This is a genomic window from Celeribacter sp. PS-C1, from assembly GCF_019429625.1.
In the GTDB taxonomy this organism is placed as follows: domain Bacteria; phylum Pseudomonadota; class Alphaproteobacteria; order Rhodobacterales; family Rhodobacteraceae; genus Celeribacter.
In genome coordinates this window covers 348,066-363,969 of the sequence record NZ_JAHXRW010000003.1, presented here as the reverse complement: position 1 = coordinate 363,969, position 15,904 = coordinate 348,066, and the positions used below count along the sequence as shown (strand labels likewise).

Below are 15,904 nucleotides of genomic sequence, written 5' to 3'. Positions count from 1 at the left end.
GTCTAGGCGCGCCAGTAGGAGACTAGATGGCAATATCACGTGCTATTTTTCTCGCTCATCCGCCTCCGTCCCCCCATGTTCCGCAGACCAAACCCCGGCGGCTTCGACCGCCACTGCGGAGCTTGAGGGCAGGACGTTCAGGTAGCTCTCGGTGTCCTCAACCGGCACCGCTGCGCGTTTGAGGATGCGGTAGGCCGCATAGAGCGCGATGGCCACAAAGGTGAGCCCGGTCACAAGCCAGAACCCATAGGGACCAAGTGCTTCCATCACCGCGCCGGTCACCAGCGGGCCGGCGATCGCACCGATGCCAAAGGTAAAGACTAGCCCGCCGGAGGCCGCGGGCATTTCATCGGGGGTGAGCGTGTCATTCGTGTAGGCGAGGAAGAGGGCGTAGAGCGGTGTGGTGACGCCGCCCGCGACAAAGGCGGTTGCCATCAAAAGCCACAAATTGTCGGCCATGATCCAGCCAAAGGCGCTGGCCGCGGTTCCTATGACGGCCGCGCCCAGAATGACTTTGCGCCGGTCGATTTTGTCTGACAGCCAGCCGATCGGATACTGAAAGGCGAGAACGCCGGCGAAAAGCATGGCAACGAACATCGCAATCTGAGAGGCGCTGAGCCCGATTTGTGTGCCGAAGACCGCGCCCATGCCGGATTGCGTAGCGTAGACGCCGCCCAAGAGGAAAATCCCGACCGTGCCGAGAGGCGAGTGTTTGAACAAAGTTCTAAGCGGCATCGGCGGTGCCACTTCGACGGCGGGCACGGGGGTGACGGACAAAAGGATGGGCGCGAAGGAGATCGAGACAAGGATCGACGCCCCGATGAACAGAGCCGAGGTGGCCGCATCGCCCAAGGTCAGAAGCCCCTGCGCGCCGATGATGCCGATGGTTTGCGCCAGCATGTAGGCGGACAGAACTTTGCCGCGGGTTTCGTTCGTCGCCGCGTCATTGAGCCAGCTTTCGGCGGTCACATAAATGCCCGACATGCAAAAGCCGATGAGGATGCGCAGAAGTGTCCAGGCCCACGGCTCGGTCAAGAGGGGCAGGGCGATCAACGCTGCCGACATGAAACTGCCGAGCGCCGCAAAGACCCGCACATGCCCGACGCGACGGATCATTTTGGGCGTGGTGCGCGCGCCTGAGAGAAAGCCGATGAAGTAACCGGAGGTGACTACGGCCAGTTCGGTCGCCGAAAACCCCTCGACTGCGCCGCGCAGGCCAATAAGGGTGAAATGCATGCCGTTGCCGAGCATGACAAGAACGATGCCGAGAAGCAGGGCCCAGATGCCAGACAGGACAGAGGTCATGATACGTGCTTTCTTTATGGGGCGGGGCCGGGGGATGGTGGCGCTGGTCCATCTTTTTGCGCCCAAACCTGTTCATTGTGCGGGACAGATGATCCCGTTCATGCCGCCTGTTCCGATGCGCTGTCGTTGCGCTTCTTTTCTCCGATTATGCGATGAATTTTCGATCTGGCAAGCGTCGTGACACGCTGAGGGCCGTTTTGTGGCTGCGCGGGACTTGCTGTCCGCTGCGGCTTTGCAATCTCGACGGGATGTTCTTTGCAATATAAAACGTCACAAAATCGGCTTTCTGAGCAACAATGCATCCCCCTTTGCGCATCCGCGCGCAATCTCGGGCCGAAATGTCGCGTCTCACCCCCTTCAATCTTCCGCGGGCGGTCTCTATGGTGCGCGCGATTTGGCGCGGGGCCTCCCCTCGCGCGCCCTTTGGAGGATAGACCATGGATCGCCGCTCTTTTCTGAAAACTTCCGCTCTGGGCGGCTCCGCCGCCGCCGCATCGACGCTGGCTGCGCCGATGTATGCGCAGGGCCAGCGCACGTTGACCATGGTCTGTTCTTGGCCGCGCGGTCTTGCGGGTGTGTGGGACGCGGTCGAGCGTTTTGTCGACAGCGTCAACACCATGTCCGACGGTCAGCTCACCATCGAAGCCCGCGCCGCAGGCGAACTGGTCGGCGGTCTTGAGGTGTTCGACGCCGTGACCTCTGGTCAGGCCGACATCTACCACTCCGCCGATTACTATTTCACCGGCCAACACCCGGCTCTGGCGTTCTTCACCACCTCGCCTTTCGGCATGACCGCACCGGAGCTGATGGTCTGGTATTACGGCATGGGCGGTCAGCAGCTTCACCGCAACCTCGGTGAAATCTTTGGCCTTCATACCAACATTGGCGGCCAGACCGGCGCGCAAGGCGGTGGCTGGTATCGCAAGGAAATCACCGCTGTCTCTGACTTCCAGGGTCTGAAACTACGTATGCCGGGTCTCGGCGGCGAAGTGGTCGGCAAACTCGGCGCTTCCGTTCAGGTGATGCCGGCGGGCGACATCTATCAGGCGCTGTCCTCTGGCGCTTTGGACGGCACCGAATGGGTCGGCCCGTGGTCGGACGAGCGTCTCGGCCTGCAAGAGGTCTGTGACTATTACTACCCGGCCGGGTTCCACGAGCCGGGCTCCGCGCTCACTGTCAACACCAACCTCGACGTGTTCCAGTCGCTGACACCCGCGCAACAGCGGATCATCGACAACGCCGCTGCGGAATGTAACCAGTTCGACTATTCGCTCTTCATGGCGAACAACGGTCCGGCGCTTCAGCGTTTGATCGCAGGTGGCACGCAGATCAAACAATTCCCCGACGATGTTTGGGAAGCCTTCGGTCGCGCGTCGAAAGAGGTTCTGGATCAGTATATGGACGACGATCTCTTCGTCGAAATCCGCAAGTCCGTCGAAGACTCGATGCGCGCCACCTCCGCATGGATGGGCCAGTCCGACAGCTTCTACACCGAACAGCGCAACCGTGTTCTGGGTATGATCGCCGAATGAAGCTCCGAGTGATCGGACACAGGGTCTAAGAGATAAAGAAACGCGCGAAGGGGAGCCTTCGCGCGTTTCTTCGTGTTCGGGAGATGTGTCTTGTACGTGTCAGGCCGCCCGAGCGAGATATGCTTTGCCTGACGCGCGGACAGGTTTCAGCCCACGCGCATGACAATAGACCGCCGCCTCATGGCTGTTGAGCGAGGGCAGGTGGGTCGCGTTTTCATCAATCTGTGCTGCGATTTCGGCGCCAAATCGCAGCCGGATCGCGCGACGATCTTTCGTCGACAGCATTTTGAGCGTCGTTTCACAGAGGAACAGACTTTCGACAGGCTGACCGTTGGCGACAATAATCGCGTGATCATCCAGCAGGATATTGAACCATTCGATAAGACCGAGCGGGGCGGTGATCGACGTTTCCGAGAAGAATTTGGCCTGCGCAAAAGCGCCTTCGGTGCCAAAGAGCAGCGCGACAAGCGCGTCCGAGAGACAAATCCGGTGATTGTTCGATAGATAGAGGTCCTGATAAGGTCGTCCTTCGCCAAAAAAATCTTTCGGGATCATGCGAGGGCGGACATTGTCGTGGCTGACTATGCCCAGATCGGCAAAGCTTTGATGCGTGATATAGCGGATCGGCATGGGCGCACCGGAGGCGTTCAGGACCAAATCTCCCTCACGGAGATCTTCGATGCGGCGGTCTCCGGTCGGGGTGCGGATGAGCGTCCCTTTGAGCAAGCAAACCGGTGTGGATGGCACAGTGGTGTCGACGGCCTGCAACTTGATGGCGCCCGTCTGAAAGGCGTTCATGTCCGCCGCGGTGGCATCTTCGTCGGGCATAAAGACGAGTTGGGTCGTTTCTCCCGGCGTGGGATAGTCGTAGACGGTGATCACGATCACCGTTGAGTCCATATATTCGCTGGGGAATTTGCCCGCGCCGTCCTTTGCCAAAGTCGGCAGCGTGCCGGTGAATTCGACGCTGAACGCGTAGGTGTCCTCGCCAATCTGGAGCATCGTGTCGCTGTCCGCGCCACCCCCGGTCTCCTGATCAAGGATCAAATCCCCCTCACCACCATCGGCCGTTTCGGCAACAAAGGTGATTTCCAAGGCATCGTCGCCTTTGAGATTGAGTTCGGCGTTCTTGGCGGTCGGGCTATCAATCTTAGCCCAGTAGGTCGTATCAAAAGGCATATTTCGCTCCACGACGAAAACTTAACTTATTCACTAAATACCCCTTAATGTAGGCGAATTTAGGGCGGAATAGAAACTATCTCGGACGGAGGGTTTTTCAACAGCGTCAGGACATCGTGTCACATTGCGACGGCGCGTCTACAGGTGTATGCGTTTAAGCGCATAAGGAGGCCCGCGCCGAGGCGCATAAGGAGGTCTGAGCCATGTTGCCCATCCTGTCCGCTCTTTCTGAACACACCCGACTCCACGCCATGCGCCTGTTGTATGACGGTGACGAGCATTGCGTCTGTGAGTTGATGCGCGTCATTGGCGCCACGCAAAGCCGGATGTCGCGGCATATGCAGGTGCTGAAACAGGCCGGTCTCGTGGTGGATCGCCGCGATGCGCAATGGGTGCGATATCGGATGAACCCCGATCTCTCGCCCGAGCTTCGCACACTGCTCGACGCCCTGTTTCGGGCGGAGGCGCAGCTGAACAGGGAAAGGAGTGCAGCATGAGCACGATCCAAACACACCCGACCCATCCGACACGTCCCGATTGGCGTTGGCACCTTGGCGTTGTGACCTTCGTCGCTCTGTGGTGGGGGATTTACCATCAGCTACAACCGATCGCCGACTGGCTCACCGCCCAGCTTCCGGTCGAGCGTCATAGTCACACAGGCGAGGCCATCGCGTTTTTCCTCTATGATGTGCCGAAGGTGATGATGCTTCTGACGCTCATCGTCTTTGCCATGGGCGTGGTGCGCTCGTTCTTCTCGCCGGAGAAAACCCGCGCGCTCCTGTCCGGCAAACGCGAGGGTGTCGGCAATGTGCTTTCCGCGGGTCTCGGCGTGCTCACGCCGTTTTGCTCCTGTTCTGCCGTGCCGCTGTTCATCGGCTTTGTCTCGGCGGGTGTGCCTTTGGGCGTGACCTTCTCCTTCCTGATCGCCGCCCCCATGGTCAATGAGGTGGCGCTTGTGCTGCTTTTCGGGTTGGTCGGCTGGCAGGTGGCGGCGACCTATCTGGCCTTTGGTCTGGGTCTCGCCGTCGTCGCGGGTTTTGTCATCGGCAAGCTGCATCTCGAAGGCTGGTTGCAGGACTGGGTGCGGGAGATCCATTCCGGGGCAGGAGCGGTCGAGATGCCCGGAGGCGAACGCCTGACGATGGTTGATCGCTATCGCCTCGGCATTGCCGCTGTAAAAGAGATTTTTGGCAAGGTTTGGGCCTGGATTCTTTTGGGTATTGCCATGGGCGCGTTGATCCACGGCTATGTGCCCGAGGACTTGATGGTCTCGATCATGGGCGCGGACGCCTGGTGGTCGGTCCCTGCCGCCGTGGTGCTGGGCATTCCCATGTACACCAACGCGGCTGGTGTGATCCCCATCGTCGAGGCGCTCTTGGGTAAGGGCGCAGCGCTTGGCACAGTTCTCGCCTTCATGATGAGCGTCATTGCGCTGAGCCTGCCTGAAATGATCATCCTCAAACAGGTGCTGACCTACCGGCTGATCGCCGTCTTCATCGGCGTCGTCGGCAGTGGCATTCTGGCCGTCGGCATCCTGTTCAACCTGATTTTCTGAAAGGAGACCGTCATGACAACTGTCAAAGTCTATGGCCCCGGCTGCAAACGCTGTGAAACCACCGAACAGATGGTTCGGGATGCGGCGTTGAGACTTGGCCTTGAGGTCGATGTCGAAAAGATCACCGATCCGAAATCTATCGCCATGGCGGGCGTGATGTCTACGCCGGGGATTTCTATCGACGGCAAACTCGTCCATGCGGGCGGATTGCCAGATAAGGCGAAACTCGAAAGTTGGCTCTCTGCCTGAGGGGGTTAAAACCGTCCCGTGCCTTGTAATACGCCATGTTCCATCGCGTAGCGCGTCAGACCGGCGGTCGAGGAAATCCCCAACTTTCGTTTGATATTCTTGCGATGGGTCTCGACCGTGCGCACAGAGATGTCGAGGGCGGCGGCGACTTCCTTGTTCGATTTGCCCTGCGCCAACTCCAAAAGGATGGTCTGCTCGCGCTCGGTCAAAGGCTCGCGCCCGTCGCGGATCTTTGGGCCGATCGCGGCCTGCGCGCCGGTGCAAAGGAACTGCTCGCCGCGCATCACCGCGTCAATTGCCTCTTTCACATCCTCAGTAGGCACATCCTTTAGGACATATCCCATGGCGCCATGGCTGAGGGCCGCGCCGATGTATTCGGGGCTGTCATGCATCGAGAGGATGAGGATGCGGGTTTCGGGGCGGCGTTCCAAGAGCAATTCGGTCGCGGTCAGCCCGCCCATTTGCGGCATGTTCAAATCCAACAACACCACATCGGGGGCCAGATCCTCGACCTGATCCACCGCCTCGCGCCCGTTGCAGAGCGTGCCGACCACGTCGAGGTCGTCAAAACTTTCCAACAGCGCGCGGATGCCTTCGGCCACCATCGGGTGGTCATCGACGATCAGGACACGGGTCATTTTTTCTGTCATCGAGCGTTTCCTATCTCGGAGCGGGGTCGGTTGGAACCTGCGGGTGGCAGGATATGCTTTAACGGAACCGTGGCGTCAATGGAGGTGCCGGGAGACCGAGGCGTGATCTTCAGCGTGCCGTCCAGTTGTTCCATCCGTTCGGCCATGTTGCGCAACCCGATGCCGCGCCCGGCTTTGCCCTGCGTCTGGGGATCGAACCCCCGCCCGTTGTCGCAGATCAACAGCGTCGCGCCGGTGCGATGCCCTGCAAGTTTGATCGAAACCTCGGTGGCGCCCGCGTGGCGCTCGATGTTGGTCAACGCCTCCTGCGCAATCCGGAACAGCGCGATCCGGGCCTCCTCATCAAGCCGGTTGCGGAAGACAACGGTTTCAAGCTCGGTCTTGATCCCGGTGCGTTTCTCGAACTCCTCCGCCAAGGCCTGAAGCGCCGGGCCAAGGCCCAGATCGTCCAACACACCCGGACGCAGATCGCGGGAGATGCGTCGCACCTCCGTTAAAGCACCGCCCAGCATGTCGAAACTGCGATCCAGACTGGCAGGGGCCTTCGGATCATTCGCCTTCAGCTGTCGCCGGGTCAATTCCATGGCGTAGCGCACGCCGACCAAAATCTGGCTGATCCCGTCATGCAACTCGCGCGCGACGCGTCCGCGCTCTTCTTCCTGTGTGTCGAAAATCCGCTGGGTCAGTTCTTTGAGCTTGGCATCCGCCAGACGGCGTTCGCGGATTGTAATCGTCACCCCGGACATAAAGACCAGCAAGACCGCCGCCATGGTGATCGCGCCGATATAGGCAAATGTCCGGCGCACGCGGGTCTGGACGTCGGCGCGCGCGGCGGCCACCGAGGTCAGCACATCGTCGATAAACACGCCGGTGCCGATGGCCCATTGCCAGTCCTGAAGGCCGATCACATAGCTGATCATCTGCGCCTCCTCATTGGTCGAGGGTTTCGGCCAGAGAAACTCGTGATAGCCGCCGCCTTGACGTGCGAGCCGGATCAACTCATCCACGATCGGTGTTCCGGCGCTGTCTTTGAGGCCAGCCCAGTTGCGGGTGATCAGGTCGGTCTGACGGGGCGCGACGAGGTTGGTGCCGTCATAGTCGTAGACGAAAAAATAGCCCTCCGTGCCATAGGTCATCGCCGCAAGCGTCTGGGTCACCTTGAGCTTGGCCTCTTCGTCATCGGGTGGGGCGGGGCTATAGTCGGCGGTGATCGAATTGCGGGCCAGTTGCAGGTAGTTCTGAAGCTCCTGACGCTTGGCAATGAGGATCTGATCTTCCAACTCCGCGATCTCGCGCTCGGACATGCTGTTCGACTGATGCGCGACCACAAGCGCAATCGCTGCCACCGACAGGATCAGCGGTAGGGTGGCGAGCAGGAACAATTTGCGCGCATAGGTCAGCTCGGGGCGTAGTCGTATCATCGGGTGAGTGTCGGGCTTTCAGGGCTTGGATACAGATGATCGTGAGGTTTTGCAGCTGCGAAGGATAGCGACGACTGGGGGCGCGTCAATCGCGCGATCTGTTCTCTGAGCCGCGCCTGCCCCGCAGTAAAGTTGCGATGTTGGTCGCTAACGGAACATAAAAAATACGGGACTGCGTAGTGTTGGGTATTTCATCACGTCGCCGTGAGCGTTAACGTCCCCCTACGATCTGGTCCGGTTTTGGCCTGTCCTTTGACGTCTGCATGTGGATTTGCTCAATTATTTTCAATTATTTCGAGAGCTTCTGTCTGTAGATGGCGTGTTCGTGTCGAGAAGAGAAAGATGCAGGAGGCGTCTTGACCTTTGAAGACCGCATGAGGGGGAAGGGACTACGGGATCGGAGCAGGGAAACCATAGACCATCTTGGGAGGAAATTATCTATGGATCGTCGTTCTTTTCTGAAAACGTCCGCTCTGGGCGGGGCATCTGCCGCTGCTGCATCCACGCTTGCGGCCCCCGTATATGCGCAGGGCAAGCGGACCTTGACCATGGTCACCACCTGGCCGCGCGGTCTTGCGGGCGTTTGGGATTCTGTTGAACGTTTTGCAGCCAATGTTGATGCGCTGACCGATGGCCAGCTGACCATTGACGCCAAAGCGGCGGGTGAACTCGTTGGTGGGCTTGAAGTCTTTGACGCCGTGACCGCAGGTCAGGCCGATCTTTATCACGGCTGCGAATATTATTTCACCGGTCAACACCCGGCACTGGCCTATTTCACCACTGTGCCCTTCGGCATGACCGCACCTGAGATGATGGTGTGGTATTATTCGATGGGTGGCATGGAACTTCACCACAAACTGGGCGAAATCTTTGGTCTCAAAGGTTTTATTGCTGGTCAGACCGGCGGTCAGGGCGGCGGTTGGTTCCGCAAGGAGATCACTTCTCCCTCCGACTTCCAGGGCCTGAAATTCCGTATGCCGGGTCTCGGCGGCGAGACCGTATCGAAACTCGGCGCCTCCGTTCAGGTGCTTCCGGGCGGCGAGATCTACCAAGCGCTGTCCTCCGGCGCGCTCGACGGCACCGAGTGGATCGGCCCGTGGTCGGATGAGAAGCTCGGCCTGCAGGAGGTCTGTGACTTCTACTATCCGGCTGGCTTCCACGAGCCGGGCGCCGCACTCTGCGTCACCACCAACCTCGAAGTCTTCGAAGGTCTGAGCCCGATGCAGCAAAAGGCCATCGAGATCGCCGCGGGCGAGTGCCATCAGCACAACTATGCGCTCTTCGTTGCGAACAACGGTCCCGCGCTTCAGCGGCTTATTCAGGGTGGCACCCAGCTCAAGGAATTCTCCGACGATGTCTGGTCCGCCTTCGGCAATGCCGCCAAAGAGGTACTCGACGGCTACATGGGCGACGAGATTTTCGCGGAAATTCGCACCTCCTACGAGAGCGCGATGGCGCAGACCTCTGCCTGGATCGGTCGTTCCGATGGCAACTACACGCCGCAGCGCGACCGCGTGATGGCGTCCCAAGCCGAATGATCTTTTTGTAAGATCGGTAAAAATACGAAATGCGCGCGGTTCTCGCGCGCATTTTCGGCCTTTTCGCAGGGGTGTCCGGGGTTGTCGTCCGGTGCGGAGGGGCGTAAAGCAGCGCGATAACAAAACACAAGAAAACAACACATTCTGGGAACGGGCCGCAGGTTTCGCGGGCCGGGAAGGGGACAGACGAGATGGAAGAACAGACCGGCACGTCTTTCTTCGGGCTCATGGTAGACGCGGTGGTGAGCCTCGTCGTCAATCTCGGGCTCGGGTTCTGGCATATCATCTATGCGATCACGCATCCGAGCCTTTGGCTCGATTGGTCGGACAAGGAAAGCCTTTTGCGCTTTGTCTATTACGGCGGCTCGAAGGAGCTGTTGTTCGTGTTTTTCGATCTGGTGATCGTGGTCTCCGTGATCGGCTTTGTCTACCGGCCCTTCCTTTGGGCGCTGGTGCGCGGGCTTGAAAAGATCGCCAACACTGCGGGCCGTGTGGCCGCATGGGGCGGTCTTCTCATGGTTCTGCAACAGATCATGGTGGTCTTCCTTCAGTCGATCTTCCGTCAGGGTGAGATTTCCATCTCTCCCTTCGGTGGCGGCTTTACGCAATCCGTCGGCTGGTTCTCCGAGAGCCTCAAGTTCGAGAACGCGCTCGTTGTGGCACTCTGTGTCTCCTACGCCTTCGTGCAGGGCAGCCATGTGCGGGTAGATCTGGTCTACGCGGGCGTGAAGCACCGTACCAAACGTGCGATCGATATGTTCGGCGCGTTGTTCTTCATGCTGCCCGTGGCGCTGCTGACATGGATGTATGCCTGGTTCTTCCTCTGGCGGCACCTGATCACGCCGAAGGTGTCGGCCTCCGATGCGCTCGACCGCATGCTGATGAAAGCCCGGATCGTAAAGTGGAACGTCGAGACGATCTCTTTCTCCGCCAACGGGTTCAACGGTTATTTCCTGTTCAAGATCCTGATGCTCTGCTTCCTCGTGCTGGTGATCTTGCAGGCGCTGGCGTTCTTTTACCGCTCCTTCCTCGAATTTGTTGAAGGCGAGGAGAGCGCAGGCAAATATCTCGACAAAGACACGCTCGGCGAAGGCGAAGAAGCCTTTGAAGGCACGCATTAATTCGGGCGAAGGAACAAACACATGCTTTTCGGACTTGATGGCGTAGAAATCGGCCTCATCATCGTTTTCCTTTGCCTTTTCGGCGGTATTCTCACGGGGTTCCCGGTGGCTTTCGCCATCGGTGGTGCGGGTCTGATGTCCTTTGGCATCATTGCCGCTTTGGACAGCGCGGGCATTCTGGTGCACCAAGCGCTGGATACCGGCTCGCAGGCCTATAGGGATTTGGTAAACTCTGGGGTGAACCCCAATATGATCTCGCATTTCCGATACCCGGAATTGCCAACGGTCTCAGAGGCACTTTTCCCCGGCGGCTGGGAGCAGGCGGTGGATCGCAACCTCTCCTTCATCGTCAACCGGATGAACGAACGGGTCTTCGCAGGCGCTTCCATCGAGACGCTTCTGGCGGTTCTGATGTTTGTGATGATGGGGATCGTGCTGGAGCGCTCCAAGATCGCAAACGATTTGCTGACCACGATGGCCCGCGTCTTTGGTCCGCTTCCGGGCGGTCTGGCGGTGTCCGTGGTGATTGTGGGTGCCTTCTTGGCCGCCTCGACCGGAATCGTTGGCGCCACCGTTGTGACCATGGGTCTTTTGTCCCTGCCGACCATGCTGCGTCACGGCTACTCGCCGCAGCTGGCCACCGGTGTTATCGCGGCCTCCGGCACTTTGGGTCAGATCATTCCGCCGTCCATCGTGATCGTGCTTTTGGGCACGCTGGCGGGCGACATCTATTCCGCAGCCCAAGAAGCCCGCGCCCAAGCTGCCGGCTGTACCGATGCGCTGACCTTCCTTGGTGAACCCGCCGTGGTTTCTGTCGGCACGTTGTTCCAAGCGGCGATGCTGCCGGGCATCTTCCTCGCCGGTCTCTATGCGCTTTATGCTTTCGGCTACGCGCTGTTCAACCCGTCCAAGGCGCCGCCGGTGCATCTTGAGCACACCAGCCACGAAACCATGACCCGTCGTGACGGCTTGTTGTGGATGGTGGCCGTGCCGGTTCTTTTGATCGGTGCTGCGGTGTTCTCTGGCCAATTCGGCTTGTCGGGCTCGCAAGAGGTGCAGGTCTCCGAGTTTACCGAAGCTGGCGCGACCGCGAGCCTTCGCACCAATGTCTCGGCGCAATGTCAGGCAGCGATGATTGATCTGCATGGTCAGATGGCCTGGGACAAGGCCTTGGCCGAACAAGCCGCGATCGAAGCCTCTGGTGGCGCGCAAGTCTCTGTCCAGCGCACGCCGGAACAGATCGAGGCGCTGACGCTCGAAGCCATCGCCAACGCGCCGAAACTGGGCTCCGGCCTGCTGACCGTCATGGTGCTTTTGGCGATCACGCTGGCTTTTGGCCGTGGTGTGGCGCCGCTGGCGAACCCGGCTCCGCTGCTGATCGGTGCTGGTGGTATCGCGGGTGTTCTCGTGCTTGACGCGCTCTTTGTCGGTCCGCTGACCAGCTCCGGCACCGCCTTTGTTATCTATCTGATCCCCTTCCTGGCGTTGCTCTACGGGCTGAAATATGCTGCCTCGCATCTGGCCAAGAATGAGCTGTTCCGCGTCGTCTTCCCTCCGCTCGTGCTGATCGTGGCTGTGCTTGGCTCCATTTTGGGGGGCGTCACCAACCCGACGCCAGCTGCTGGTCTGGGCGCTGGTGGTGCGTTGCTTTTGGCGGCCTATCGCAAGCTTGCCGATCATCATAAGTCCGGCAAAATCATCCTCGGCGCGGCCTTTGCCGTGATCGTGATGATCCTGATCGGGTCGAACTTTGACCTGCGTTTGGGCCGGGGCGATGTGCCGTTCGAGGATTGGGCCGCTTATATCGTCGCTTTGGGCGCCTATTACTACGCCATGTTCGGCATTCTCTACGCCTGCTGGGTGCTGTTCTCAGATGGCACTTTGGGCATCGTGGTGCGCGAAACGGCCAAGGTGACCTCGATGGTCTTCACCATCCTCATCGGCTCTCAGCTGTTGAACCTCGTGGTGATTTCCTTCGGCGGCGAGCATTACATCCAGAGCTTCCTGCGCAGCTTCGACAATGAATTCACCGTCTTCTTGCTGGTGATGTTGGTGCTGTTCATTCTGGGTTTTGTGCTCGATTTCCTTGAGATCATCTACATCGTCGTACCGATCGTCGGTCCGGTGATCTACGGTGGCACGATGGACCCGAAGTGGGTGACGATCATGATCGCGGTCAACCTTCAGACCTCCTTCCTGACGCCGCCCTTCGGCTTTGCGCTCTTCTACCTGCGCGGTGTTGCGCCGCCATCGGTCACCACAGGGCACATCTACAAGGGCATCATTCCCTTCGTGCTCATTCAGGTCCTTGGCCTTGGCACACTCTGGCTCTTCCCGGATATTGTGACCATCGTGCCGAACCTTTTGTCCAAATAAGATCACTGCAAACCCCGCCGATTTCGGCGGGGTTTTTCTTTATGGAAAAGAATCTCTTGCGCGTCGCATAATGTCTTATAGAAATACTAAGGTATTTAAACGCTAGGGAACCGCCATGTCTTTCCAATCCGCCCGTGCCATTGATCAAATCTCTGAAGACGCCCGTGACGGCGCGCAGCCGGTGGGGAAGCTCTCTCAGATTTCGGAACAGGGGCGGGTGGTCGTGACCCTGTTTCGCAGGTCAGACGCGTTGCGCGGGCCTAGTGATTTGGGCAAGGTGTTCGACCAGATGATGCTGGTCTTCGCGCGCCACGCGCGCCGCCCTTTGGTGAGCCACGGCATGCGCTGTGACTGCCTCGGGGCGGATGAAGCGGTTCTGGCGCAATTCGTGAACCTCGCCGCCCGCGGCAAACGCGAAGACGCCACGCTCATGGCCATGCTGATGCTGCGCGCAGACATTGCGCCCTTGGCCGTCTCCATGGCGGAACAACTGGGCCTGTTGATCGACGCCACGCTTCGGACCGACCCGCGGGCTATGATGGTTCACTAAGCTGGTTGATCCGGTGAGCTCAAAAACAAACGCGGCCCATCCGGCCGCGTTTTCGTTTCAAAACTCAGGCGTATTGTGCCCTGAACCCTGCATATCCGGCAGGTCAATCTTTGCCACCTGCTGAGCGATTGGCTCGCTCTCCAGCGGATGTGTGTCTTGCTCAAACTCTTCGGGGTCCTTGAGATCCACCCATTGACCGCCCTGATAGACCTCAAGTGCGGAGAACCGCGCTTTGTAGCCCATTTTCGGTGAGCCCGGCACCCAATAGCCAAGGTAGACATAGGGAAGACCCGCCTCGCGCGCGATCTCGATGTGGTCGAGGATCACATAGGTGCCGAGGCTGTCCTTGATCAGATCGGGTTTGTAAAACGAGTAGACCATCGACAGCCCGTCATCCAACAGGTCCGTCAGACAGGTCGCGGCCAGTTCGCGTGGGCGGCCGCTCTCACTTGGGATGTAATATTCGATGACGCGGGTGCGGATCGGGGTTTCCTCGATCATCGCAGCGAACTCAAAAACGTCCATATCCGCCATGCCGCCATCGGCGTGACGAGTCTCGAGATATTCGCGGAACAGCTCATATTGCGCCTCGGTGGCCCAAGGCGAGGTGGCGCCGCGTTTCAGGTATTTGTTCTTGTTGATCGTCCGGCGCTGCGATTTCGACGGTTTGAAATCTGCAACCCGGATGCGCGCCGAGAGACACGCGCTGCAGTCGGCGCAAGTCGGGCGGTAGAGCACATTCTGCGACCGGCGAAACCCCTGTTTCGACAGGCTGTCATTCAGCTGATTGGCGTTTTCGCCTTGCAAAGATGTGAAAAGCTTTCGCTCCATCCGGCCCTCGAGATAGGGGCAGGGCTGAGGGGCCGTCACGTAAAACTGCGGCGCTAAAGGGAGGGAGTGACGCATGGGGTGGACTTACGATGAATTCACGAAGGACGGGTTAACAGCTTGATCAAAAAGGTAGCAACTCCGTTGCCATTCGCCAAGGGGGACATGTAGAAAAGCCGTCCGGATGCGACAAAGGGAGCCAAACGGCCCCCATTTGCCTGAAATTTGAAACTGTTTGGGCGCTACCAAGGGCGCTTTTCGCCGGACCCAGTTCAGTAACTCGACGGACGGTTGATCGCGGCTGTGCCGAGGATCAGGTCGGTCAGGCCCTGCGCACGCGCGGTGGTGGCCATGAGGACGACGGAGACGACCTGCAAAATCCCCACCGAACACCAGACAGTAAACAGTGTGGTGTGCAGCGCGGCCATTCCCAGATCGAAGCGCGCGCCATTGCGGTCGCGGAACTCGATACCCATGAGGCGCATCCCCCAGGTCGCCGATCCGTTGGCGATGGTGATCACCCGATAGGCGAAGCTCACCACGGCTACGAGGAAGGGGAAAAAGAAGATGCCGGTGAAAGCGGTGAAAGGCACGATGAGTGCGGCAATCACCACACCGATGATCAAGTCGACCAGAAAGGCCAGCGCACGTTTGGTGGCCACCATATCGTAAAAGGCGGACTGGCGGTCGGGGTCGGGAAGGCCCCAGTGGATTTCGTCACGGCTGTCGCCAAATCTGTCTTCGGGCATCATCATACTCATTGTCCTGTCTCCTATGTGGGCAAGCCCCGCCTGCGATACAAGTGGGGCTCGCTTGAGGATTACTCGTTCTCTTTTTTCTCGGACGCGTCGGCCTCGGCGTGCTCCTCGGTGGCTCGTTTGGCGCGGTCGTTCATGAACTGGTCGAACTCGGCCTTGTCCTTGGCGGCGCGAAGACGCTCGAGGAAGGTTTCGAACTGGTCCTGTTCCTCTTCGAGGCGGCGCAGGGTTTCTTCTTTATAGGCGTCGAAAGCCGTGTTGCCGGACGACCGCGTTGCGGCGTGCGCTGTGCGGAAGCGGTTGCGGGACATTTGGCGACCACGCGGGCCGAATTCAGAACGGTGTTTGCAAGCGAACATTCTTTTGCTCCAGATCATATAAGCGAGAAGGGCGAGGCCGACGGGCCAGACAAAGATAAAGCCAAGGACCATAGCCGCGATCCAGGCGCCTTTGCCCTTGTCGTCAAGCCAGGCCTCAGCGCGGCGAAACCAGCTCTGTGCGGTCCCGGCGGGGGCGTAAGTGGAGGCGACATGGGTCATTTGGGGTTCCCTTTCGAAGAAGTGAGGTTTGTGTTTCGGTTGATGTGAATGCTTTTCACATTACCAAGATGGGAGGCTTGTATCTGTCGCGCAAGGGGTAATGTGAATGTTTTTTACATTAGTTGGAAATACTCTTTTTTCCCAAATGGTTGTGGAGCTTAATTTGTGGGGGAGGGTAGGTCCAAAATTCCCCCGGTTGCGAATCTGCAACGTAAATATGGTTTTGAGAACTTGCGGAATTTAATGTCTTGAACCCGCTGACGCGTTCTCTATTTCTGACCGAACGTTAAAAAGTACATATCG

General features: G+C 59.0%; 15 protein-coding genes. 8 read left to right on the top strand and 7 right to left on the bottom strand.

Going from position 1 to position 15,904, the window contains the following annotated elements; genetic code table 11:
• Positions 1-42: 42 nt before the first annotated feature.
• A complete protein-coding gene (locus tag J5Y17_RS06565; protein WP_219784422.1) occupies positions 43-1,305 on the bottom strand; it encodes an MFS transporter in 1,263 nt (420 codons plus the stop codon).
• A 437-nt stretch (positions 1,306-1,742) separates the two neighbouring features.
• On the opposite strand from J5Y17_RS06565, the gene J5Y17_RS06560 reads away from it, so the two are divergent.
• Entirely contained in the window at positions 1,743-2,837 is a 1,095-nt protein-coding gene (locus J5Y17_RS06560; RefSeq protein WP_219784421.1) for a TRAP transporter substrate-binding protein, read from the top strand.
• A 99-nt stretch (positions 2,838-2,936) separates the two neighbouring features.
• On the opposite strand, the gene J5Y17_RS06555 is transcribed toward J5Y17_RS06560, so the two are convergent.
• Entirely contained in the window at positions 2,937-4,016 is a 1,080-nt protein-coding gene (locus J5Y17_RS06555) for a Hint domain-containing protein (protein WP_219784420.1), read from the bottom strand.
• Positions 4,017-4,219: 203 nt separating this feature from the next.
• Here J5Y17_RS06555 and J5Y17_RS06550 point away from each other — a divergent pair, with 203 nt between their 5' ends.
• The 3 genes from J5Y17_RS06550 to J5Y17_RS06540 are packed head-to-tail and all read left to right on the top strand — an operon-like array spanning position 4,220 to position 5,820.
• Entirely contained in the window at positions 4,220-4,513 is a 294-nt protein-coding gene (locus tag J5Y17_RS06550) for a metalloregulator ArsR/SmtB family transcription factor (protein ID WP_219784419.1), read from the top strand.
• On the top strand, positions 4,510-5,571 hold the full coding sequence (locus J5Y17_RS06545; protein WP_219784418.1) for a permease: 1,062 nt from the start codon (positions 4,510-4,512) through the stop codon (positions 5,569-5,571). Before J5Y17_RS06550 ends, J5Y17_RS06545 begins: the two co-directional genes overlap by 4 nt.
• Before the next feature lie 12 nt (positions 5,572-5,583).
• Positions 5,584-5,820, top strand: a complete 237-nt coding sequence (locus tag J5Y17_RS06540; RefSeq protein WP_219784417.1) for a thioredoxin family protein — start codon at positions 5,584-5,586, stop codon at positions 5,818-5,820.
• 5 nt (positions 5,821-5,825) lie between these two features.
• Here J5Y17_RS06540 and J5Y17_RS06535 read toward each other — a convergent pair whose 3' ends face one another.
• Both J5Y17_RS06535 and J5Y17_RS06530 read right to left on the bottom strand, forming a co-directional pair.
• A complete protein-coding gene (locus J5Y17_RS06535) occupies positions 5,826-6,470 on the bottom strand; it encodes a response regulator transcription factor (protein ID WP_219784416.1) in 645 nt (214 codons plus the stop codon).
• Positions 6,467-7,891 carry a cache domain-containing protein gene (locus J5Y17_RS06530; RefSeq protein ID WP_219784415.1) on the bottom strand — a complete coding sequence of 475 codons (1,425 nt, stop codon included), beginning with the start codon at positions 7,889-7,891 and terminating at the stop codon, positions 6,467-6,469. Before J5Y17_RS06530 ends, J5Y17_RS06535 begins: the two co-directional genes overlap by 4 nt.
• Before the next feature lie 440 nt (positions 7,892-8,331).
• Here J5Y17_RS06530 and J5Y17_RS06525 point away from each other — a divergent pair, with 440 nt between their 5' ends.
• The 4 genes from J5Y17_RS06525 (at position 8,332) to J5Y17_RS06510 (ending at position 13,476) form a co-directional block, all read left to right on the top strand.
• Complete coding sequence (locus J5Y17_RS06525) at positions 8,332-9,429, top strand: TRAP transporter substrate-binding protein (RefSeq protein WP_219784414.1); 1,098 nt, start codon at positions 8,332-8,334, stop codon at positions 9,427-9,429.
• Between the two features lie 191 nt (positions 9,430-9,620).
• A complete protein-coding gene (locus tag J5Y17_RS06520) occupies positions 9,621-10,550 on the top strand; it encodes a TRAP transporter small permease subunit (protein WP_219784413.1) in 930 nt (309 codons plus the stop codon).
• Positions 10,551-10,571: 21 nt separating this feature from the next.
• The gene (locus J5Y17_RS06515) at positions 10,572-12,926 is read left to right on the top strand and encodes a TRAP transporter large permease subunit (protein WP_219784412.1); all 2,355 of its coding nucleotides are present in this window, start codon (positions 10,572-10,574) and stop codon (positions 12,924-12,926) included.
• Positions 12,927-13,041: 115 nt separating this feature from the next.
• Positions 13,042-13,476 carry a hypothetical protein gene (locus tag J5Y17_RS06510; RefSeq protein ID WP_219784411.1) on the top strand — a complete coding sequence of 145 codons (435 nt, stop codon included), beginning with the start codon at positions 13,042-13,044 and terminating at the stop codon, positions 13,474-13,476.
• 57 nt (positions 13,477-13,533) lie between these two features.
• Here the strand turns inward: J5Y17_RS06510 and J5Y17_RS06505 are convergent, their stop codons facing one another.
• The 3 genes from J5Y17_RS06505 to J5Y17_RS06495 all read right to left on the bottom strand — a co-directional run bounded on the left by J5Y17_RS06505 (position 13,534) and on the right by J5Y17_RS06495 (position 15,601).
• Positions 13,534-14,382 (bottom strand): arginyltransferase, encoded by an 849-nt coding sequence (locus J5Y17_RS06505; RefSeq protein WP_219784410.1) that lies wholly within the window; start codon positions 14,380-14,382, stop codon positions 13,534-13,536.
• A 194-nt stretch (positions 14,383-14,576) separates the two neighbouring features.
• On the bottom strand, positions 14,577-15,059 hold the full coding sequence (locus J5Y17_RS06500; RefSeq protein ID WP_255571932.1) for an RDD family protein: 483 nt from the start codon (positions 15,057-15,059) through the stop codon (positions 14,577-14,579).
• 65 nt (positions 15,060-15,124) lie between these two features.
• On the bottom strand, positions 15,125-15,601 hold the full coding sequence (locus J5Y17_RS06495; protein ID WP_219784409.1) for a DUF2852 domain-containing protein: 477 nt from the start codon (positions 15,599-15,601) through the stop codon (positions 15,125-15,127).
• Positions 15,602-15,904 lie beyond the last annotated feature (303 nt).